Origin of the sequence: Nocardia sp. NPDC050406 (genome assembly GCF_044459025.1) — a bacterium.
In the GTDB taxonomy this organism is placed as follows: Bacteria; Actinomycetota; Actinomycetes; order Mycobacteriales; family Mycobacteriaceae; genus Nocardia.
Genome location: NZ_JBITIM010000002.1, coordinates 1139437 through 1159989, shown reverse-complemented (window position 1 = coordinate 1159989; position 20553 = coordinate 1139437). Strand labels below are relative to the sequence as shown.

The 20553-nt window shown below is 66.8% G+C and carries 18 protein-coding genes; 11 read left to right on the top strand and 7 right to left on the bottom strand.

Annotation, left to right across the window (positions count from 1 at the left end):
* Positions 1–68 precede the first annotated feature (68 nt).
* Positions 69–326 carry a hypothetical protein gene (locus tag ACIBH2_RS18485; protein ID WP_397118876.1) on the bottom strand — a complete coding sequence of 86 codons (258 nt, stop codon included), beginning with the start codon at positions 324–326 and terminating at the stop codon, positions 69–71.
* 241 nt (positions 327–567) lie between these two features.
* Here ACIBH2_RS18485 and ACIBH2_RS18480 point away from each other — a divergent pair, with 241 nt between their 5' ends.
* Both ACIBH2_RS18480 and ACIBH2_RS18475 read left to right on the top strand, forming a co-directional pair.
* A complete protein-coding gene (locus tag ACIBH2_RS18480) occupies positions 568–1956 on the top strand; it encodes an acyl-CoA dehydrogenase family protein (RefSeq protein ID WP_397118874.1) in 1389 nt (462 codons plus the stop codon).
* 78 nt (positions 1957–2034) lie between these two features.
* Positions 2035–3273 carry an acyl-CoA dehydrogenase family protein gene (locus ACIBH2_RS18475; protein WP_397118872.1) on the top strand — a complete coding sequence of 413 codons (1239 nt, stop codon included), beginning with the start codon at positions 2035–2037 and terminating at the stop codon, positions 3271–3273.
* Between the two features lie 102 nt (positions 3274–3375).
* On the opposite strand, the gene ACIBH2_RS18470 is transcribed toward ACIBH2_RS18475, so the two are convergent.
* Positions 3376–4455, bottom strand: coding sequence for a nuclease-related domain-containing protein (locus ACIBH2_RS18470; RefSeq protein ID WP_397118870.1), 1080 nt, complete (start codon positions 4453–4455; stop codon positions 3376–3378).
* Between the two features lie 196 nt (positions 4456–4651).
* Positions 4652–5419 carry a phosphotransferase family protein gene (locus ACIBH2_RS18465; RefSeq protein WP_397118868.1) on the bottom strand — a complete coding sequence of 256 codons (768 nt, stop codon included), beginning with the start codon at positions 5417–5419 and terminating at the stop codon, positions 4652–4654.
* Positions 5420–5558: 139 nt separating this feature from the next.
* On the opposite strand from ACIBH2_RS18465, the gene ACIBH2_RS18460 reads away from it, so the two are divergent.
* Together ACIBH2_RS18460 and ACIBH2_RS18455 are read left to right on the top strand one after the other, a co-directional pair.
* Positions 5559–6440 (top strand): FAD-binding protein, encoded by an 882-nt coding sequence (locus tag ACIBH2_RS18460; protein ID WP_397118866.1) that lies wholly within the window; start codon positions 5559–5561, stop codon positions 6438–6440.
* A gap of 9 nt (positions 6441–6449) precedes the next feature.
* On the top strand, positions 6450–6929 hold the full coding sequence (locus ACIBH2_RS18455) for a hypothetical protein (RefSeq protein WP_397118864.1): 480 nt from the start codon (positions 6450–6452) through the stop codon (positions 6927–6929).
* On the opposite strand, the gene ACIBH2_RS18450 is transcribed toward ACIBH2_RS18455, so the two are convergent.
* The gene (locus tag ACIBH2_RS18450; protein WP_397118862.1) at positions 6916–7725 is read right to left on the bottom strand and encodes an SDR family oxidoreductase; all 810 of its coding nucleotides are present in this window, start codon (positions 7723–7725) and stop codon (positions 6916–6918) included. The genes ACIBH2_RS18455 and ACIBH2_RS18450 overlap by 14 nt on opposite strands.
* 158 nt (positions 7726–7883) lie before the next feature.
* On the opposite strand from ACIBH2_RS18450, the gene ACIBH2_RS18445 reads away from it, so the two are divergent.
* From ACIBH2_RS18445 to ACIBH2_RS18425, 5 genes are all read left to right on the top strand, one after another.
* Entirely contained in the window at positions 7884–9530 is a 1647-nt protein-coding gene (locus ACIBH2_RS18445) for an acyl-CoA synthetase (RefSeq protein ID WP_397118860.1), read from the top strand.
* A 161-nt stretch (positions 9531–9691) separates the two neighbouring features.
* Positions 9692–11350 (top strand): acyl-CoA synthetase, encoded by a 1659-nt coding sequence (locus ACIBH2_RS18440; protein WP_397118858.1) that lies wholly within the window; start codon positions 9692–9694, stop codon positions 11348–11350.
* Positions 11351–11593: 243 nt separating this feature from the next.
* Positions 11594–12160 carry a hypothetical protein gene (locus tag ACIBH2_RS18435; protein ID WP_397118856.1) on the top strand — a complete coding sequence of 189 codons (567 nt, stop codon included), beginning with the start codon at positions 11594–11596 and terminating at the stop codon, positions 12158–12160.
* A gap of 130 nt (positions 12161–12290) precedes the next feature.
* Entirely contained in the window at positions 12291–13778 is a 1488-nt protein-coding gene (locus ACIBH2_RS18430; protein ID WP_397118855.1) for a PepSY-associated TM helix domain-containing protein, read from the top strand.
* Positions 13779–13912: 134 nt separating this feature from the next.
* Complete coding sequence (locus ACIBH2_RS18425; RefSeq protein WP_397118853.1) at positions 13913–14608, top strand: hypothetical protein; 696 nt, start codon at positions 13913–13915, stop codon at positions 14606–14608.
* Positions 14609–14667: 59 nt separating this feature from the next.
* Here the strand turns inward: ACIBH2_RS18425 and ACIBH2_RS18420 are convergent, their stop codons facing one another.
* On the bottom strand, positions 14668–14907 hold the full coding sequence (locus ACIBH2_RS18420; RefSeq protein WP_397118851.1) for a hypothetical protein: 240 nt from the start codon (positions 14905–14907) through the stop codon (positions 14668–14670).
* Between the two features lie 12 nt (positions 14908–14919).
* Positions 14920–16641, bottom strand: a complete 1722-nt coding sequence (locus ACIBH2_RS18415) for a sodium:solute symporter family protein (RefSeq protein WP_397118849.1) — start codon at positions 16639–16641, stop codon at positions 14920–14922.
* A 700-nt stretch (positions 16642–17341) separates the two neighbouring features.
* On the opposite strand from ACIBH2_RS18415, the gene ACIBH2_RS18410 reads away from it, so the two are divergent.
* The gene (locus ACIBH2_RS18410) at positions 17342–18865 is read left to right on the top strand and encodes a diguanylate cyclase domain-containing protein (protein WP_397118847.1); all 1524 of its coding nucleotides are present in this window, start codon (positions 17342–17344) and stop codon (positions 18863–18865) included.
* Between the two features lie 52 nt (positions 18866–18917).
* Positions 18918–19409, top strand: a complete 492-nt coding sequence (locus ACIBH2_RS18405; protein WP_397118844.1) for an excalibur calcium-binding domain-containing protein — start codon at positions 18918–18920, stop codon at positions 19407–19409.
* Positions 19410–19510: 101 nt separating this feature from the next.
* Here the strand turns inward: ACIBH2_RS18405 and ACIBH2_RS18400 are convergent, their stop codons facing one another.
* On the bottom strand, positions 19511–20389 hold the full coding sequence (locus tag ACIBH2_RS18400; protein ID WP_397118842.1) for a DUF6319 family protein: 879 nt from the start codon (positions 20387–20389) through the stop codon (positions 19511–19513).
* Between the last annotated feature and the right edge of the window lie 164 nt (positions 20390–20553).

The following is a 20553-nucleotide window of genomic DNA, read 5'->3' as shown; positions in this document are numbered from 1 at the left end:
CGGTCCCATATTCGGGGCCGGGGCGAGTACCGGCGCGCAGCTGCGGTGCCGCACCGGTACCGGCCGGGTCACCCCGGGATGAGGTCGAATCCGGCGGAGTTGGTATCGATGCCGACGTCGACGCCGACCGGTTTGGGCAGCGCGGAGTTGGATCCGACCTCACTGGCGCTGCCGCTGCTGCCGAATTCGGTATTGCCGACCGGCGCGGCTTCGGCGGGCGTCACGCCGGGCTGGTAGGGCTCGAGCGGGATGACCGCGCCCGCGGCGGGTGCGAGGGCGATGGTCAGGGCGGCGACGGCGGCGGCCGTGGCGAGCAGCTTCGTCATGAAGCGACCTCCTTGCGGGGGCGAATGATGCGCACCCACGGTAGCCCAGCTGGCCGCTATTTGAAGCATGTTTGTTTCACTACATCTCGGTGCGCGCCGGATCTACCGGACACACCCACGTCGACCAGGTGATTCGACACACGCTCGACGGCTTTCTTACTCTGAAGTAAGATAGTCCCCGAGAGTCTTACTCTTGAGTAAGATTGCTGGGCAGGATCACCCCACACACCCGAGAAATTTGGTGATTATGAGTACTCGAGACACCGCAACGAAGCGGGACACCTCCGCTGTCGGACTCAACCCGGTCAAGCGCGACTGGATGGGCGCGGCTATGCGGGTCATGACGACGATCACGGGATCGGAGCTCGCGGAGAAGTACAAGCTGCGCAAGCCCATCGAGCGGATTACCTACGAGGGCACCAAGACCGGCTTCCGGACCCTCGGTGCGGCCACCCGCGCGTTCGAGAAGGTGTCCGGCGGCGGCGCGCCGAAGCGACTGCCCGCCAACGAGTCCCGCGGCAAGGACTACTTCGACCTCACCCCGACCGACGAGCAGCAGATGATCGTCGAGACGGTGAAGGAGTTCTCCGACGAGATCCTGCGCCCGGCCGCCTACGACGCCGACAATGCCGCCAAGGCTCCCCGCGATCTGCTCGAGCGCGCCGCCGAACTCGGCATCACCCTCATCAATGTGCCCGAGGAGCTCGACGGCGCGGCCTCCGAGCGCGGCGCGGTCACCAACGCGCTGGTCGCCGAGGCCCTCGCGCACGGCGATATGGGTCTGGCACTGCCGATCCTTGCGCCCAGCGGTGTGGCCGTGGCGCTGTCGCAGTGGGGTACCGACGCCCAGCAGAAGACCTACCTCGGCGCCTTCACCGGTGAGAACGTGCCGCAGGCCTCGGTCGTGATCAGTGAGCCGCAGGCCCTGTTCGATCCGTTCGCGCTGAAGACCAAGGCCACCCGCTCCCCCAGCGGCTACCGCCTCAATGGCGTGAAGAGCCTGGTCCCGGCCGCCGGTGACGCCGAGCTGTTCATCGTCGCCGCCGAGCTCGACGGCCGCCCGGCCTTCTTCATTGTCGAGTCCGACACCGAAGGTGTTGTGGTGGAGGCGGATCCGTCCATGGGTCTGCGCGCCGCGGGCCTGGGTCGACTGCTGCTCAACAATGTCGCGGTCTCGGCCACCGCCATTCTCGGCGAGGCCGACGCGGTGCAGCGGGCCGAGGACTACGCCGACGCGGTGCGGCTGGCCCGGCTGGGTTGGTCGGCGCTGGCGGTCGGCACCGGTCAGGCCGTGCTGGACTACGTGATTCCGTATGTGAAGGAGCGCGAGGCGTTCGGTGAGCCGATCGCGCACCGTCAGGCGGTGGCGTTCATGGTCGCCAATATGGCCATCGAGCTGGATGGTCTGCGTCTGGTGACGCTGCGTGGCGCGTCGCGGGCCGAGCAGGGTCTGTCGTTCGCCCGTGAGGCGGCGCTGGCCAAGAAGCTGGCCACCGACAAGGGCATGCAGATCGGCCTGGACGGCGTGCAGCTGCTCGGCGGCCACGGCTTCACCAAGGAACACCCGGTCGAGCGCTGGTACCGCGATCTGCGCGGCATCGGTGTCGCCGAAGGCGTTGTCCTCGTCTAGCCCGCCTCGTCCCCGCCGCCACCCTCAATCGAGACGCTGCGCGCCGCGGGGCCCATCTTCTCAACGGAGAGACCACCAATGATCAATCTCGAACTCCCCAAGAAGCTCCGGGCCAGCGCCAACCAGGCCCACCAGGTCGCCGCGGAGATCTTCCGTCCCGCGTCGCGCAAGTACGACCTGGCCGAGCACGAGTACCCCGTCGAGCTGGACACCATGGCCGCCATGGTGGAGGGCCTGTCCGACTCCGGTTCGCAGGACGTCTCCGGTGCGACCGGTGGCCGCAAGGCCGGTGAAGGCGAGGAGAAGTCCGACTCGCACGCCACCGAGCTGCTCGGAAACACCAACGGCGGCAACATGTCCGCGCTCATGAACGCCCTCGAGACCTCCTGGGGCGATGTCGGCCTGATGCTGTCGATCCCCTACCAGGGCCTCGGCAATGCCGCCATTGCCGCGGTGGCCACCGATGAGCAGCTCAAGCGCTTCGGCAAGGTGTGGGCCGCCATGGCCATCACCGAGCCGTCCTTCGGCTCCGACTCGGCCGCCGTCACCGCCACCGCCACCCTCGACGGTGACGAATGGGTGCTCAACGGCACCAAGATCTTCGTGACCGCGGGCTCGCGCGCCACCCACATCGTGGTGTGGGCGTCGGTGGACCGCTCCAAGGGCCGCGCCGCCATCAAGTCGTTCGTGGTGCCCCGAGATGCCAAGGGCCTCACCGTGTCCCGCCTCGAGCACAAGCTCGGCATCAAGGCGTCCGACACCGCCGAGATCCGCTTCGAGGACTGCCGCATCCCGAAGGACAACATCCTCGGCAGCCCCGAAGTCAATGTGGAGAAGGGTTTCGCGGGCGTCATGCAGACGTTCGACAACACCCGCCCGCTGGTAGCCGCCATGGCCGTCGGCGTAGGCCGCGCCGCCCTCGAAGAGCTGCGCAAGGTCCTCACCGACGCGGGCGTCGAGATCTCCTACGACACCCCCGCCAACAACCAGCACGCCGCCGCCGCGGAATTCCTCCGCATGGAAGCCGACTGGGAAGCCGCCTACCTGCTCTCCCTCCGCGCCGCATGGATGGCCGACAACAAGAAGCCCAACTCCCTAGAAGCCTCCATGTCCAAGGCCAAAGCCGGACGCATGGGCACCGACGTAACCCTCAAGGCCGTCGAACTAGCCGGTCCCATCGGCTACTCCCAGCGCACCCTCCTCGAAAAGTGGGGCCGCGACTCGAAGATCCTCGACATCTTCGAAGGCACCCAGCAGATCCAGCAGCTAATCGTGGCCCGCCGCGTGCTCAATCTCGGCAGCGACAAGCTGAAGTAGTAAGTGACACAAGAAAACCGGTGTGCCCACTACGTGGTCACACCGGTTTTCTCATTCTCCAGGCTCGAGTGTCAGTGCGATAAGACAGCGCTCGAAGGAGTCCTAACAATCTGGCTGGAACGGGTAGCAGGGTTGAGGACCCTGAAAGTTCGTTGACGGTGCGACAGGTTGCTCCAGAGTCTCGGCCTGAGACGGAAGCCCGGCCGAAGTGTCGACCACCGAACGCGTCATCGACGGTGCCACGGGGGCGGGCTGGGAACGATAGGCAGTGATCAGGTACCAAATACCGCCGCCCAGCACGATCACGGCGATGATCGCGAACACCAAGAGTCCGAGGGAACCGCGCCGACGGGTGCGGGTGGACCGGCTGGGCCGAGCGGACTCGTAGCGCTCCGGCGCGACTGGCGAAATAGGCCGCGAGGGCAAATACCGTGGTGGGTCGATCTCGGCGTCCTGCACTAACGATGGCATAGGGTCCGCCACCGGTTCTGACCAGGGATCAGCGAAAACCGGTGCGGGAGTCCTTCGGATGGTCTTCGAATTCTCGATGCTGTCGGTGAAGCCCTCGCTGGCCAGAGCGTCCGGAGTTGTCGCGGGATCGTTGATCCCCAACTCCCGCAACATCACTTGGACGCGCGGCACTGTCCACACTTGCTGGTGGTAGGTGCCCCGCTGGAACCAGGTGAACAGATCATTGGGCCGACCGCCCAACATGATATCGACACCTTTCGGCATAAACCGCCTAGTTGGCTTGTCCAGCGTTACGGTCGTGCCGAACCTGGGAACGATCACCACAAGCGCCGATACGAACTGCTCCGCCCCGGTCGCATTCTTGGTCAGCGCCTTCACCGCGTACATGGCCGACTTCGCCTGATTCACCGGATTGACATCCCCACTTCGAACATGCACAGGGTCGCCCTCGTAGCCGCTCATGGACCACGATCCATTGACCGGGCACGACAAGGTCCCACCGGAAGGGCTGAGCGTGCCCTTCACTTCGATGCAGACACACGAGTTCGGCGTGAACACAATGAAATCCGCCTCCTGCGCGGCGTCGCGCCGATGCCTCCCGGGTATATGAGCACCCGCGACGGCTATGCCCGGTACTCGACACTTTCGCAGCCAGTCCGCCACGAGGCGTTCTGTCTTCGGTGCATCCGTTCGTTCGTTGACGACCAACATGGTCATCCCCCTTGGTCATTCGAATCGGCGAATGTGTCAGGCCACATCGCCTACGACACATCGAATGAACCAACGGTAGGTGTTCGCACCGACACGAACGCCCGATCTTGTTGCCCCACAAGAGATTTCATTCGCACCCTTGTTCGAACAACGCGAAGGCGGCGACTGCCAGCCTTGCTTCGAGAATGCGTTGAGGTCAGCGGTGGAGGCGGTCTCGCAGCGCCTGGGTGCGGAGGATGTCGGCCTCGCAGCCTGGGGTGTTGGGGTCGTAGCCGTGTTCGGTGAGCCAGCGGATGCCGAGGAGGCTGCGTAGGGACCACCAGGCTCGGATGATGTCGAGGTCTACGTCGGGGCCGTAGCCTGCGAGGACGGCGGGGAGGTGTTCGGGGTGGCCGAGGGTGAGGGTGGCCAGGTCGAAGAGGGGGTCGCCGGGGGCGGCTTCGGACCAGTCGAGGATGCCGGTGACTTTGTTGTCGGCGGTGAAGACGTGGGCCAGTTGTAGGTCGTTGTGGGTGAAGGCGGGGGTCCAGGGGCGGAGGGCGGATTCGGCTATTCGGCGGTTGCGGGTTACCACTTCGGTGGGGAGGACGGCGTTGGTGGTGATCCAGGCGCATTCGGCGTCGAGGTGTGCGGCGGTTTCGTCGGGGGTGCGGCCGGGCCACGGGGGTGGTGGGGCGTTGTGCAAGGTGCGGAGGGTGGCACCGGCGGCGGTCCAGGCGGCGGAGGATGCGGTGGAGGGGGTGCCGAGGCGGCCGAGGGGGGTGCCGGGGAGGGCGGCTAGGGCGAGTACGGGTGGGTTGCGCCAGAGGATTCTCGGGGTGGGGACTGGGGCCAGGGCCATGGCGGCGACTTCGGTGTCGGTGCGTGCCTGGTCGGCGTCGACTTTGAGGAATGTATCGCCTACACGCAGGGTCGCGCGTTCGTGGTGGGCTGCGACGACCTCGACTTGTTCCACGTCGGTCATTATCCAATGAGTGGTTTACCTGATACGCACCAGCGGTGGATGAAACCTTCACTGTCCCCGCGCAATCGGTTGCCGCGGGAGCGAAATCTGTCATACCCGCGTGCCATCCTGTTCCCATCTCAATGGCTCAGGGGAACCCATGGCTGAATCCACGTACCCGGACATCGCGCTCACCGAGCATCGGCGGGCGGTCGAGGACTTGCGGCGGGAGTATGCCGCTCTTCCGGGCGACCAACCGGTGCGACTCACCAAGCGCACGTCCAACCTGTATCGCACCAGGCAGAAGCATCGCGGCCCGAGTTTGGATGTGCGGCGGTTCAATCGGGTGTTGTCGGTGGGCGCTAACAGTGCCGAGGTGGAGGGGATGGCTACCTATGAGGACGTTGCGGATGCGACGTTGGCGCGGGGGATGCTGCCGCGGGTTGTGTTGGACTGCAAGACCATCACCGTCGGCGGGGCGGTGGCGGGGACCGGGGCGGAGTCGTCGTCGTTTCGGGGTGGGTTGCCGCATGATGGCGTGCGGGAGATGGACGTTCTGACCGGTGATGGGCGGGTTGTGACCGCTACGCGGGAGAACGAACATGCTGAGCTGTTCAATGGTTTCGCCCATTCCTATGGCTCGTTGGGCTACGCGCTGCGGCTGCGCTTGGATCTCGTGCCCGCCAAACCCTTTGTGCGGCTGCGGCATATCCATACCGTCTCCGCTCTGGAGTGGGTGAACACCCTTGTGCAGATCGATCGCGACGGCGAATACCACGGTATTCCGGTTGATTTCGTCGACGGTGTCTACTTCGCCGACGATGCGGTGCACCTGGTGTTGGCCGATTTCATCGACGAGGCACCGTATCTCTCCGACTACACCGGCCAGGGCGTGTACTACCGCTCGCTGCGTGTGCGTTCGGAGGACTATCTGACCACCCGTGATTACCTGTGGCGCTGGGATACCGACCTCTACTGGACCTCTCGCCTGTTCGGTCTGGAGAACCCGCTATTGCGCCGCCTCTGGCCGCGCCGGTATTGAAATGCCGAGGTGTTCCGCAAGATTCAGATGCGCCTGCGGCAGAGCGGGATCGCGGATCGGGCGACGCGCGCCGTGGGCAGGCCGGTCGAGTGGGTGCTCCAGGACGCGGACCTACCCGTGGAGACCTTGCCCGATTTCCTGGAGTTCTTCGACCGCGAGATCGGCATCAGCCCGGTGTGGTTGTGCCCCATGCGATTGCGCACCCCGGCCACGCTGTATCCGATCGACCGCGACCGGCTGTATGTCAGCGTCGGGTTCTGGTGGCCGCTGCGGCAACGCCCCGGCGAGGCGCCCGACCACCACAATCGGCTCATCGAACGCGTCATCGCCGAACTCGGCGGGCACAAACCGCTCTATTCCACGGCGCACTACACCGAGGAGGAGTTCTGGCGGCACTACAACGGCGGCACGTACCGAAAGCTCAAGGAGACTTACGATCCCGGCGGGCGATTGCCCGACCTGTACGACAAATGCGTCAAGGGCCGGTGAAGAGCCTGCGCATATCGCTGAACACCTGCGAGGCCCCGCCCAGCGACCAACCCCCGTCCACCGGAACGACCGCCCCGGTGACATAGGCAGCCAGGGGCGAGGCCAGCCACAGACAGCAATCGGCGATCTCCTGGACATCGCCGTAGCGGCCCAACGGCACCGAGCCCGTCACCACCTGCTCCAACTCGGGAGTCGGTGCCAGCCGCGCCATACCCTCGGTCCCCGCGATCGGCCCGGGCACAACGGCATTCACCCGCACCCCCGCCGGACCCCACTCCAGCGCGCAGACCCGCGTCACCATATCGACGCCCGCCTTCGCCGCACAGGCGTGCACCTGCAATTCCATCGGAACCGTCGACTGCGGCGCGGAGATGTTCACAACGGCCGCACCGGGTTTGCGCAGATGCTCATAGCTCGCGCGCAATACGTTGTAGGTGCCCTTCAGGTCGATGTCGACCACGGCCGCGAAGGCGCGCGCGGACATATCCGCGGCCGCCGCCGGAAAGTTCCCGGCGGCACCGGAGATCAGCACATCGAACTCCCCCAACCGTTCTCGCGCCGCTGCCACGGCGGTGGCGACCGCGTCGAAATCACGCACATCCGCCTCGAACCCCTCGGCCGGACCGCCGAGGGCACGCAGACCCTCCACCGCCGCCCGCACCTTCCCGGGACTGCGCGACAGCACCGCCACCGCGGCTCCGGCCCGCGCGAACGCCCGCGCCACGGCGAGATTGATTCCACTGGTACCCCCGGCCACGAACACCGTCCGCCCGGAGTAATCGAAAGGCTCGCTCATACCGGGATTGTCCCGCCGCCGCCGACGCACCGGACGCCACACGCAGCTCCCTGCCCGAATTGGCCGAAAATGCGTAACCCAGGTCACACTCCACTGCTACGGTGAGCCCCTATTCGCCTTGTTTCCGCAGTACACGGTTAGTTCGGAGGTTGGTCGAGATGACCTCGATTCTGCATTCGGTGCGACAGCGTTTGACCCACACCACCGAGGTCGTCAAGGGCTTGGGAAGACTGCGCGAAGTCGGCGTCAGTGATCCGCGCGATCCACTGGAGACCCTGCGAACCATGAAGGAGGCCAAGGTCTTCGGCCCGCAGGCCACCATGGTCCGCCACGCCGCCCGGGTCTGGCCGGACCGCCCCGCCCTGGCCGACGAGCGCGGCGAGATGACCTACCGCGAACTCGATGAGCACTCCACCGCCGTGGCGCGCGGACTGCAGGCCATGGGCATCGAGCCCGGCATGGTGATCGGCATTCTGGCCCGCGACCACCGCGGTCTGCTCATCTCGCTGGCCGCCGCCGGAAAGCTGGGCGTGCGCTCGGCGCTCATGAACACCGGCTTCGCCAAACCCCAGTTCGCCGAGGTCTGCGCCCGCGAGCAGGTCAAGGCGGTCCTGCACGACAGCGAATTCCTGGGCCTGCTCGACGCCCTGCCCCCGGAACTGCCCCGCGTCCTCACCTGGGTCGACGAGGGCCACGAAATCCCCTCCAACGCAACGACTCTCGACACTCTCGTCAAGGCCAACTCCACCGAGCCGCTGCCCAATCCGGAGAAGCCGGGCGGGTTCATCATTCTCACCAGCGGCACCACCGGCCTGCCCAAGGGCGCACCGCGCACCAAGGTCGGGCCGATCGGCACCGTGCAGATGGTGGACCGCATCGACTTCCCGCGCCAGGGCACCATGGTGATCGTCTCGCCCATCTTCCACAGCACCGGTATGGGCACCTGGCTGGTCGGCGTGGCGCTGGGCAACAAGGTGGTGCTGGTCCGCCGCTTCGACGCCGAACGCACCCTCGCCCTCATCGCCGAGCACCGGGCCGACATGTTGGTGGCGGTCCCGACCATGCTGCACCGCATGGTGGAGCTGGAGCCGACCATTCGCGAGAAGTACGACACCTCCTCGCTGAAGGGCATCGTGATCGCCGGGTCGGCGCTCTCCCCAGAACTGTCCATTCGCACCGCGGAGATCTTCGGGCCGGTGCTGTACAACCTGTACGGCTCCACCGAATGCGCGGTCGCGACCGTGGCGCGGCCGGAGGATCTGGCCAAAGCGCCCGGCACCGCGGGACGTTCACCGCTCACCTGCGAGGTGGCCCTGTTCGACGACGAGGGCCAGCGCATTCACGCCAAGAATGTCACCGGCCGCATCTTCATTCGCTCCGGCGCACCTTTCGAGGGCTACACCGACGGACGGCACAAGCAGATCATCGACGGCTACATGTCCAGCGGCGATGTCGGCCACTTCGACGACGACGGCCTGTTGTTCGTGGACGGCCGCGACGACGACATGATCGTCTCTGGCGGCGAGAACGTCTTCCCGCAGGAGGTGGAGAACCTGCTGCTCGAGCGCCCGGACGTCTTCGACGCGGCGGTGGTCGGCGTCGACGATGTGGAGTTCGGCAAGCGCCTGCGCGCCTTCATCGTCCCCGAGCCCGGCGCGGCACCCGACGCCGAGGAGATCAAGGCGTACGTGAAGGGCAACCTGGCCCGCTACAAGGTACCGCGCGAGGTGATCTTCCTGGATGACCTGCCGCGCAATGCCACCGGCAAGCTGCTGCGGCGGGTACTGGTCGAGTACAAGGTGTAGCCGGAGGTCACATTCGGCGGCAGGTAATCGCTACCGCCGGTACCAGAGACCTGGACCACAACCTTCCTGCCTGCGCTTGCTAGGCTGCAAGCGCACTGGATCTCGATGTTGCGGTCTGTCGGCCGACTCGTCCGGCCTGGGGATCGCGGAAGGTTGTACCCATGTCACTTGCCCTTCCGGCGGCAAGCTCCGTGCTGCGCAAAGCCAGCGATGCGGCGCTCAGCGTCAACGCCATGATGAAGCGGGGGCTGTTCAATCCGCTGCGCCCCGATCATGCCGTGAAATCCGCGCTGAACGTGCTGAAATTCGGGCCGTTCGCGGGTGTCGTCATGCATGCCGCGCAGACCAATCCGCATGCCTCGATCATCGACGAGCGCGGCGAGCTCTCGGTCAAGGAGCTCGACCAGCTGGCCAATGCCTTCGCGCGGGGCCTGACCGCACAGGGCATCCAGCCCGGTGATGTGATCGCCATTCTGGCGCGCGATCACCGCGGCATGGTGTTGAGCATGCTCGCCGCGGGCAAGCTCGGGGTGCGGGCGGTGCTCATGAACACCGGCTTCGCCAAGCCGCAGTTCGCCGATGTGGCGGCACGCGAGAACGTCAAGGCGGTGCTGCACGACAGTGAGTTCTTCGAGCTCATGAGCGCCATTCCGGACGATATTCCGCGCATCCTGACCTGGGTGGACGAGAAGGACAACGCCGATCCGTCGATTCCGACCATCGAATCGATCGCGGCGGGCCAGTCCACCGCGCCGATTCCGGCTCCGGAGAAGCCCGGCGGCACCGTGATCCTCACCTCCGGCACCACCGGAACGCCCAAGGGCGCGCCGCGAGACAAGGTGAGCCCCTTCATCTCCGCGCAGTTCCTGGATCGAATTCCGTTGCCGCGCAACAGCACCATGGTGATGGCCGCGCCCATCTTCCACGGCACCGGCCTGTCGCAGTTCACGCTGGCCATCGGCCTGGGCAACCGGGTCGTGTTCCAGCAGCGGCGGTTCGACCCGGAGCTGACCCTGGCCAATATCGTGAAGTACAAGGCGCAGGGCCTGACCGTGGTGCCGACCATGATTCAGCGCATGCTCGACCTGCCGCCGGAGGTGCTCGCCAAGTACAACCCGAAGGATTCGCTGCGCGTCATCTTCGCCGCGGGCTCGGCCATTCCGCCGGATGTGGTGCTGCGCAGCCTCGACTACTTCGGGCCGACGCTCTACAACCTGTACGGCTCGACCGAATGCGCGGTCATCACCGTGGCCACCCCCGAGGAGCTGCGCAAGGCGCCGAGCACCGCGGGCCGCGCGCCGGTGGGCATCACGCTCGCGCTCTACGACGAGAACCGCAAGCGCATCACCAAGCCGGGCGTGACGGGCACGATCTTCATCGGCAACGCGCACTCCTTCAAGGCCTACACCGACGGCCGCACCAAGGAGTTCGTCGACGGGCTCATGTCCTCCGGCGATGTCGGCCACTTCGACGCCGACGGCCTGCTGTTCATCGACGGCCGCGATGACGACATGATCGTCTCCGGCGGCGAGAACGTCTTCCCGCAGGAGGTCGAGCACCTCATCTCCAACCGCCCCGACGTCCTCGAGGCGGCCGTGGTCGGCGTCGACGACCGCACCTTCGGAAAGCGCCTGCGCGCCATCGTGGTTCCCGGCCCCGACTCCAAGCGCGACGCCCAGGAGATCAAGGACTACGTCAAGGAGAACCTCGCCCGCTACAAGGTCCCCCGCGAGGTGATCTTCATGGACGAGCTGCCGCGCAACGCCACCGGCAAACTCCTCCGCAAGCCCCTCATCGAAATGGAAGTCCCGGCGGAGTAATTTCCCCGCACCGAGAATCCCGCGGCCCGCTGCCACCTGGCAGCGGGCCGCTCTCGCTATCGCCCCCGTGCACCCGCACGACCGCGCGGGCAAACTCCACGCGCCATCACCTCACCTCCCCCACCCCTCACCTCGCACCCACAGCGAGCCGCGGGCCTCACCCCCTCTTCTTCCCCCTTCGTGCCCGCTGCCCACCGGGCAGCGGGCACGAGACCGAGAGTCCACCCCAGCTATCATCAGCGCGTGAGTTTCGTGTCCGGCCGTTCTTCGGCGCATTTCCGCAGCGATGCTGCTGTTTTGCGTGGTGGGGCGGCCGGATCGGTTTCCGGGGCGCTGGCGGTGGCCGCGCACGGGTGGGCTTCGGGGGCCATGGCTCCTGATTCGGGGGCGTTGACGCTGCTCATCGCCGGGTGTGCGGCCGTGGGGGCGGTGACGGCGGGGGTGCGTTCGTTGCGGACCACCGCGCTAGGGCTTGTCGCGGCGCTGGTGGGCGGGCAACTGCTCGGCCACCTGAGCATGTCGTGGGGCGGCGGGGGGCAGCATCATCACCATCAGTCGGTGTGGACGCCGTCCATGCTGATGGCGCATATCGTGGCCGCCATCGCCGCGGCCGTGGTGATCCTGGGTGCGGAGGCGGCGTATCGGATCGTGACCGCGGTGGTGGCGCGGGTGCTGCCGGTGCCGGTCGTACTGCCGGTGCCCTCCGGGCCACCGACCCTTCCCATCGAGCACCGCGATCGGATCGTGCCGCGCATCTTCGCGGCCGATACCTTCCGTACCCGCGGGCCACCCGTTCTCGTTCGAGGCTGATTCTCCTTTCTTCCCCGGCACAGGGACTTCGCGTCCCTGTGACGTCGCCGTACGCGCTCGTGGGCGCGTCGCGCTGTCGTACGCGCGGCGGCGGGTTTCCGGGGTACCCCTCGAACCAGAAAGTCCGCTAGTGACAATCACCGAAAGCGGTGTCGATCCGACACCGCCGAATTCCCCTGCCCTCGACACGGATTCCGCCGACAAACCGCCGAGCGGTTCGGCGCGGAAATCGGGCAATGCCTTCCAGGCGCTCATGCTGCGACTGCATTTCTACGCCGGTATCTTCGTCGCGCCGTTCATTCTGATCGCGGCCGTCACCGGCGCGCTCTACGCCATTTCCCCGACCCTGGAGAACTTCACCGACCGGGCACTGCTGCACACCGATTCGACGGGCCCGGTACAGCCGCTGTCGACACAGATCGATGCCGCCGTCGCCACCCTGCCGAACCTGCCGCTGGTCGCCGTCTCCCCCGCCCAGAACACCGGCGACACCACCCGGGTGATCTTCAGCGACCCCACCCTCGGCGAATCGGAGCGCCGCGCCGTCTTCGTCGATCCCGTGACCGCACAGCCGCTGGGCGACAGTGTGGTCTACGGCAGTTCGGGCGCGCTGCCCACCCGCACCTGGATCGACAAGCTGCACAAGGATCTGCACCTGGGCACCCCGGGTCGGCTCTACAGCGAGCTGGCGGCGTCCTGGATGTGGGTGATCGCGCTGGCCGGTCTGGTGCTGTGGATCCGGCGCGTGCGCTCCCGGCGCGCCAACAACGGCGCGGCCTGGCTGCTGCGCCCCGATCGCTCCCGCCCTCGCGCCCGCACCTTGAATTGGCATGCGGCCGTGGGCGTCTGGATTCTGCCCGTACTTCTGCTGCTCTCGGCGACCGGTATGACCTGGTCGAAGTACGCCGGTGAGAATGTCAGCGCGCTGCGCGAGGAGATGAGCTGGGTGACCCCGGCGGTGAACGCCAAGCTGCCCGGCGCGGCGGCTCCCGCCATGCCCGCGACGGGCGAGCACGCCGAACACGGTATGCCGAACCCCACCGCCACCTCGCCTACGGCACAGCGCATCTCACAGATCGATCTGGTCTACGGCGTGATCCGCGCCAATGGCCTCGAGAGCGCGGTGGAGATCAGCGTCCCGGCCAAGGACGGCATGGCCTTCACCGCCAAGGAACGCCGCATGTCCGGCGTCTACACGGTCGACTCCATCGCGGTGGAGGGTGGCACCGGCCAGGTCACCGATGTGCTGCGCTACGCCGACTGGCCGCTCATGGCCAAACTCTCCAATTGGGGCATCCAGCTACATATGGGCCTGATGTTCGGCCTGCTCAACCAGCTGCTGCTGTTGGCCTGCATGGTGGGTCTGATCACCGTGATCGTGCGCGGGTACCTCATGTGGTGGCGGCGTCGGCCGACCAAGGGCGGCAACGGTTTCGCCGCGGGCAAGGCCCCACGGCGCGGGGTGCTTCGGGCGACGCCGGTGTGGCTGCTCGCGTCCTTCGCGCTCGCGGCCGTGGCGGTCGGCTGGTTCGCCCCGCTGATCGGCCTGAGCGTGCTCGGCTTCCTCGCCGTGGACGTCATCGTCGGCCTGCTGACACGCCGGAAAAGCGCCGCCTAAATAATCGAAACACGTTGAGCGGCACGGTGTCACACCGCTGCCGCCCCACGTCGTCGAACCATCGAACGAGAACGCCGCGAGAAGACATGGTCGCGGCGCGCTCGAACCTGCTCGAAAACAAAGGATTTCACCTGATGAAGGTCAAGAACCTCGCTGCCGCCACGGTTTTCGCCACCTCGGTCGCGTGCCTCGCCACCGGCACCGCGCATGCCGAGACGACGAATTCCGATGCCATCAACTACAGCGCCACCGCCACCGAGACGAATACCGTCATCGAGACCGATGCCGGTTCGATGGTCGTCGAGGACGGCGTCTTCAAAGTCAAGGCCGCCAATGGCGCCACCGTCGCGGGCACCGAACTCAAGTTCCGCGTCGACGAATTCGAATTCCCCATCGCCGCCGACATTTCCGGCCGCAAAGCCACACTGACCCCGCTGTTCGATATCGCGCACGCCCAGTACAAGCCGGTAGCGCTGCCGTTCGAGGACAAGGCCCCGTGGAAGTCCGAGTACGACCGTGAGGTCGCCGCCTGGAGCCGCATGACCGGCACCATCAGCCTGGGCGCGTCCATCGCCACCCTGGTCGGCGGCATCGGCGGCGCGGGCGTCGGCTGCATCGCCGGTGCCATCGCGGGCGCGGCCCTGACCGCACCGCTCCTGACCATCTTCGGCTCGGGCCCGATCGCGGGCTGCCTCGCCGGTGCCGCCGCCTTCGGTTTCATCGGCACCCTGGCGGGCCAGATCTTCATCACCGCCCCGGTCGCCATTCTGGCCGCAGCACAGTACTTCACGACGATCAACCAGCCCTTCAACGCTCCCGTCGCGAAGTAGGTGCTGAACGAACCCCGCCCGGGTTGCGCGCCCGGGCGGGGTTCGGCTGTGCCGCAGCGTTATTCGCTGGGCTTCTCCGTCTCGGGCGGGGCGGGCGGCACCTGGACCGGCCGTAGCACCACCCAGGCGATGAAGACCGCGGAGGCGATGAGCATGCCGATTCCGGCCCACAGGTTCACGTCCACGCCACCGGTTTTCGCCTCTTGTTCGGCGGAGTCGTAGACCAGGCCGGTGACGAGCACGATCACGCCGTAGCAGCCGAGCAGTGCGCCGACAATGGTGCGGATATCGAAGAGCATGGCGGGCCTTTCCTATCCGACGAAGATATTGAGGGCGATCACGATGACCAGCGCGATTCCGGCCAGCAGCACCGGGCGCTGATACCAAGGCAGCGAATCGGATTCGGGGTCGGTGCGCATGGATTTGGGCGTCTCGGAGTAGACCAGGCCCACCAGTTCGGCCGCCGGTTTGGGCCGCGAGAACTGGGTGACCGCTACGCTCACCACGATATCGACCGCGAAGGCCACGCCCGCCGCCAGGAAGCTCGCGCCCTGGCCGGAGAGGTGGAAGACCTCGGTCTCGTGCAGGATGAAGACGAAGATGGCGGCCGCGGTGCCGCACACCAGGCCCGACCAGCCCGCCGCGGGGGTCATTCGCTTCCAGAACATGCCGAGTATGAAGGTGGCGAACAGCGGCGCGTTGAAGAAGCTGAACAGCGTCTGCAGGTAGTCCATCATATTGCCGAAATTGCCTGCGATGAACGCGGTTCCGATGGCGGCGACGGTCGCGCCGATGGTGGCCAGGCGGCCGACATTGAGGTAGTAGTGGTCCGGGCGTTCCTTCACCACGTACTGCTGCCACAGGTCGTAGCTGAACACCGTGTTGAAGGCGGAGATATTGGCCGCCATACCCGCCATGAACGCCGCGAGCAGACCGGCCAGGCCGACGCCGAGCAGGCCGTTCGGGAGCGTGTCCTTCATGAGGTAGAGCAGCGCCTGGTTGTAGGTGGTGTCGCTCTTGTAATCCGGGTTCGCGGTCATCTGCGCCTTGAGCTCGATGATCTGCGGCACCAGCACGGCGCTGATCATGCCCGGAATGACAACGATGAAGGGTACGAACATCTTCGGGTACGCGCCGATGATCGGGGTGCGGCGCGCGGCCGAGATGGAGTGCGTCGCCAGCGCGCGCTGCACCTCGACGAAATTCGTTGTCCAGTAACCGAAGCTGAGCACGAAGCCCAGGCCGAAGACGATGCCGAGCACCGACATGAAGTTGCTGCCGAAGCCGGAGAGCTCATTGCCCGGCCAGGCATGCATCTGATCCACATCGCCGGGTCCGGCGGTCACCTTGTCGCGCAAGCCTTCCCAGCCGCCGACCTTGTGCAGGCCGACCAGGGTGAGCGGCAGCAGCGCGGCCACGATGACGAAGAACTGGAGCACCTCGTTGTAGATGGCCGCCGAAAGACCGCCCAGGGTGATGTAGGAGAGCACGATCACCGCGGCCACGATCACCGACACCCACAGCGGCCAACCCAGCAGCACGTTCAGGATGGTGCCGAGCAGATACAGGTTCACGCCCGCGATGAGCACCTGCGCCACCGCGAAGCTCAACGCGTTCACCAGATGCGCGCCCGGCCCGAAGCGCCTGCGCATGAACTCCGGGACGCTGCGCACCTTGGAGCCGTAGTAGAACGGCATCATGACCACGCCGAGGAAGAGCATGGCCGGAACCGCGCCGATCCAGAAGTAGTGCATGGTCGGCATGCCGTACTGCGCGCCATTGGCCGACATGCCCATGATCTCCACCGCGCCCAGATTCGCGGAGATGAAGGCCAGACCGGTCACCCAGGCGGGCAGGGAGCGGCCGGAGAGGAAGAAGTCGATACTCGAGGAGATCCGCGAGCGGGCCAGTAGCCCGATACCCAGCACGAAGACGAAATACAGGGCGACCAGCGCGTAGTCGACGGGATCTGCATCCAGCCGCAATTGTCCGTCCGCGAGGACGACGGCCAGCGAATCGGCGTGAAGCGGCATACAGCTCTCCTGACGATGCGATCGGGCGGAGACGAACAACCGTGGCGAATACTAACCGGCCAGTCGGTCCCGCCATTACCGATTCGACCGGTATGCGCGTGTCAGGTCACCAGGTCCACCTCGGCCCCTCGTGCGGGGGATAGCGGTCCACATCGGCCCTCGGCATGCGAGTTCACCTGGGCGACACGGTCTTCGAGACACAGACTACGTCCGCGCTTCGGCGCGCCACCGCGGTTCGGGGTGATCGCGGTCGGGCGGGCTGTTCGTTTTCGGCGATCCGCGGCGCGCTTCCACGACGCGGCGGGTGGAACGCGGCCAGGAGCACCCTCGGGAATGACGGGTTGGCGCGGCCCGGACGGCGTGTGGGGATCCGGCGTGCGCGGTGGGCGGGGATGTGATTCGGGGCCGCGCGTGCGGGCGTGCTCGATTCGTAGGCTCGCACAGCGAGTCATGCATTGTGCGGGGCTGCGCGTTCGACGAACTCCGGTACGGCGGGGGCGGATTCGTGTCATGATCGACCCGACTACCCGGCTGCGCATGGGCGGGCGTTGACGCGAACGTTCGGTATTGATGCTGGTGCGAGGTTCATTTCATCTGTCGAGCCGCGCCCGTCGAGTGCACCGGGAACACCTCACCGTGGAGGTATCGCAGGCCACAACGTAGCGCGGCCCCTCGGAGGCGGCGCGGACAAGGGGGGCTGGTGGGAACCGAGGCAGGACCGACCGGACGGTCCGATCGACTATTCGGAATCTGCTGGCGCGCTCTGCTGTTCGGCTGCGCACTGACCGTCCTCACTCTGCCGCTACTGGTGGTCTCCCGCCCGCTCGCCCTCGCCACCCTGTGCACGGCCGTGATCGCCAGCGTCGTCATGATCCGGGTCGGTATGCGCCGCTTCCATCCGCCGCAACCGCTGCCCTGGTACCTGCTCTCCGCCTCCGCCGTGCAGTTCACCCTCGGCATCCTGCTGCGCGATCTCACCGCCTGGCAGACCCACCCCTTCGACGATCTGTTCATGCTCTCCGCCTACTGCGGAATCGGCGCGGCGGCGGTGCTGTGGCTGCGCCCGCGCCAGTCCAGCGCCGACCACGATCTGCTGCTGGATTCGGCGCTGATCGGGTTGGGTGCGCTACTGGCCTCGTGGACCTTCCTGATCTCGCCCATCCTGCACGCGGCGGACCGCATCACCTTCGCCACGCTGACCGCCGCGACCTATCCGGTCGTGGACGCGCTCATGCTGACCGTGGTCGCGCACTCGGTGGTGACCTCCGCCAAATCGGAGACCTCGCTGCGGCTGGTGCACCTGGCCGTCCTCGTCCTGCTGGCGGGCGATCTCGGGCACAGCCTGGCCACCGCGGGCTCCTCCACCCTCGGCTACGAAATCCTGGTGGTGCCAACACAACTCGCTTACACGCTGATCGGCGTGGCGGCCCTGCACCCGACCATGGTCACCCTCGGCGGGCCGCGCCGCGTGCTGTCGGACCGCTCCCGTCAGCGCGCCAGCATCGTCGCCATGGCGCTCATCGTGGCCTCACTGGTGCCGGTGGTCGGTTCGAGCCTGCAACCCGTCGACCGCATCGTGGTGTCCTCGCTGTTCGCCCTGCTGCTGGCCGGAATGCTGCTGCGCAGTGAACGCGCCATCGAGCGCAGTGCCCGCAGTGAGCGCCGCGCGCAGTACCAGGCCGACCACGATATGTTGACCGGCCTGTTGAATCGCGCGGCGCTGCTGCGCGCGCTGCACCGTAATCGGGAACGGTGGGGTGACGGGCCTTTGGCGCTGCTGTTCATCGATTTGGACGGATTCAAACGCGTCAACGACAACTACGGGCACGCGGTGGGCGATGAATTGATCGCCAATGCGGCAGCGCGCATTCGGCGCATGATCAGACGCGATGATGCCGCGGCCCGTTATGGCGGAGACGAATTCGTGGTGTTGGCTCCGGCCGGACGGCAGGAGGCCGTATTGCTGGCCGAACGATTGCTCGCGGCCCTGGGCGAGCCTTTCGAACTCAGTGCCGCCGAGGTGCGTATAGCGGCCAGTATCGGTATCGCGTGCAGCGGTCCGCGCGGCGCCGACACCACCGTGTACGACCTTCTGCGCGAAGCGGATTCGGCAATGTACCACGCGAAAGAATTCTCACTCGGGTACGTTTCCCATGATGATCTCGGAGCGGGCCGTTCCGATTCCGCCGTACCTCGGGTCTGGCATCGGGAGACCGCGGTCTGAGATCGCGACAGCCTTGCACCACACCGATTTCGAGGCCCGTATGCGTTGTTCCATGTCCCCGCCCCGCGTCGCCGCCGCATTCCTGTGCGCGGCCGCACTGACTCTCGCCGCGCCCACCACCGCGCTGGCCGTCCCGCTCGAAACCCCCTCGGAGACCGTCACTTCCGATGCCAACGAGGTCGCGGTCTCCGGCACCGGCTCGGCCTCGCAATCGGCCGAACTCCTGGCCAATCCGGGTTCGGCCACCTCGTCCGCCAACGGCGCGACCGGCTCCGCCAATGGCTCCGGCTCCGCCGGATCGGGCTCCACCGGAACCGGTTCGTCCGGCACCGGATCCGGCAAGATCGGCGACCGGGCGGCCACCCTCGGCCCGCGCATCGCCTCCATGCTCGCCGACCTCATGGCGCGCCTGGGCTACGCCCCCGGCCCGCAATACGCCACCTGCGACGACGTCCGCAATGCCGGTCTGGCCCCACTACTGCGCGGCGCACCCAGCTACAGCCCCCACCTCGACCCGGACGGCGACGGAATCGCCTGCGCCTGAACCGCTCCCGGACAGACGACCGAGCCGCTCAGTTCTCGACTGAGCGGCTCGATCTGTGTCACACCGGTCGTCGTCGGAGGTTGCCCGTCGTACCGACTCGGCTAGCTGGTGAGCTCGTCGAGCAGTTTGCGGGCGTTCTCCAGTTCCGCCTGGAGTTGTTCGACCTTGCTGCGCTGGGCGGTGCGCACGGCGTCGAGGACCGAATCGACCACCTCGGCGACCTCGGGGTGCAGGATCTTGGCGGCTTGGGCCACGGCCGAACTCGGTACGGACAGACCGCGAATCGTGCGCTTCTTGCCATTGACGACGTCGAGGGTCCACTCGCCGTCGGCGGTGCCGGAGAGGGTGACCGTCACCTCGGGGGCCTTGGGCTTGCGGGCCGCCGAGGCGGCGGCGGCATTGCGGGCGGGGCGGGAACCGGCGGGCTTCGCTGGCTTGCCCGAATCGGCGGCGGGGGCCGCACCGGCCGTGGGCGCTTGCGGCGCTGCACTGCCAGACGCCTGCGGCGTGGGGCTACCAGACGCCTGCGGCGCTGCGCCACCGGACGCCTGCGGCGCTTCGGGTTTCGGCGCGACCGGTGCTGCGCTCGGCGTGCTCGGCACCGCCGATGACATGGTCGCGGGCGACGACATCGTCACAGTGGAGTCCTTCCTCGTTGCCGTTGTCGGTTTCGGTGCTGCTGGCTTGTTCGCGGTCTTCTTCGCGGCCGCGGCCTCCTTCTGGGGCCGCGCCGGTTTGACCAAGGTCACCTCCGTCGGCCCGAAGGACAGCACATCCTTCGAACCGGTCGGCTTGACCTGGAGGAAATCACCCTCGGCCGGATCACCGAGTGCGAGAACCTTTCCGGATCGTCCTTCCGGCACGCCGACCGCCGCGGAGGTGAACCACACCATCGGCGGGCGGCCCGCCGCGATATCCGCGGCGATCTGCCGAATCTCACTATCCGACAAGGGTTGTGGCTTGGTGCGACGGGACGACATGGGGCACTCCGAGCGGTGGTGGACACTTGCGTGCCCAAGAGCATGCACCATGCCACCGACAAATCCACAACGGTCGCACCCGGCAAGGCCAGATCCTAGGCGCTGCACCGCCCCCGCCGGGCGGATTTGCTCACACCCCGCCCCGGATTGCCAGCAACCCGAAG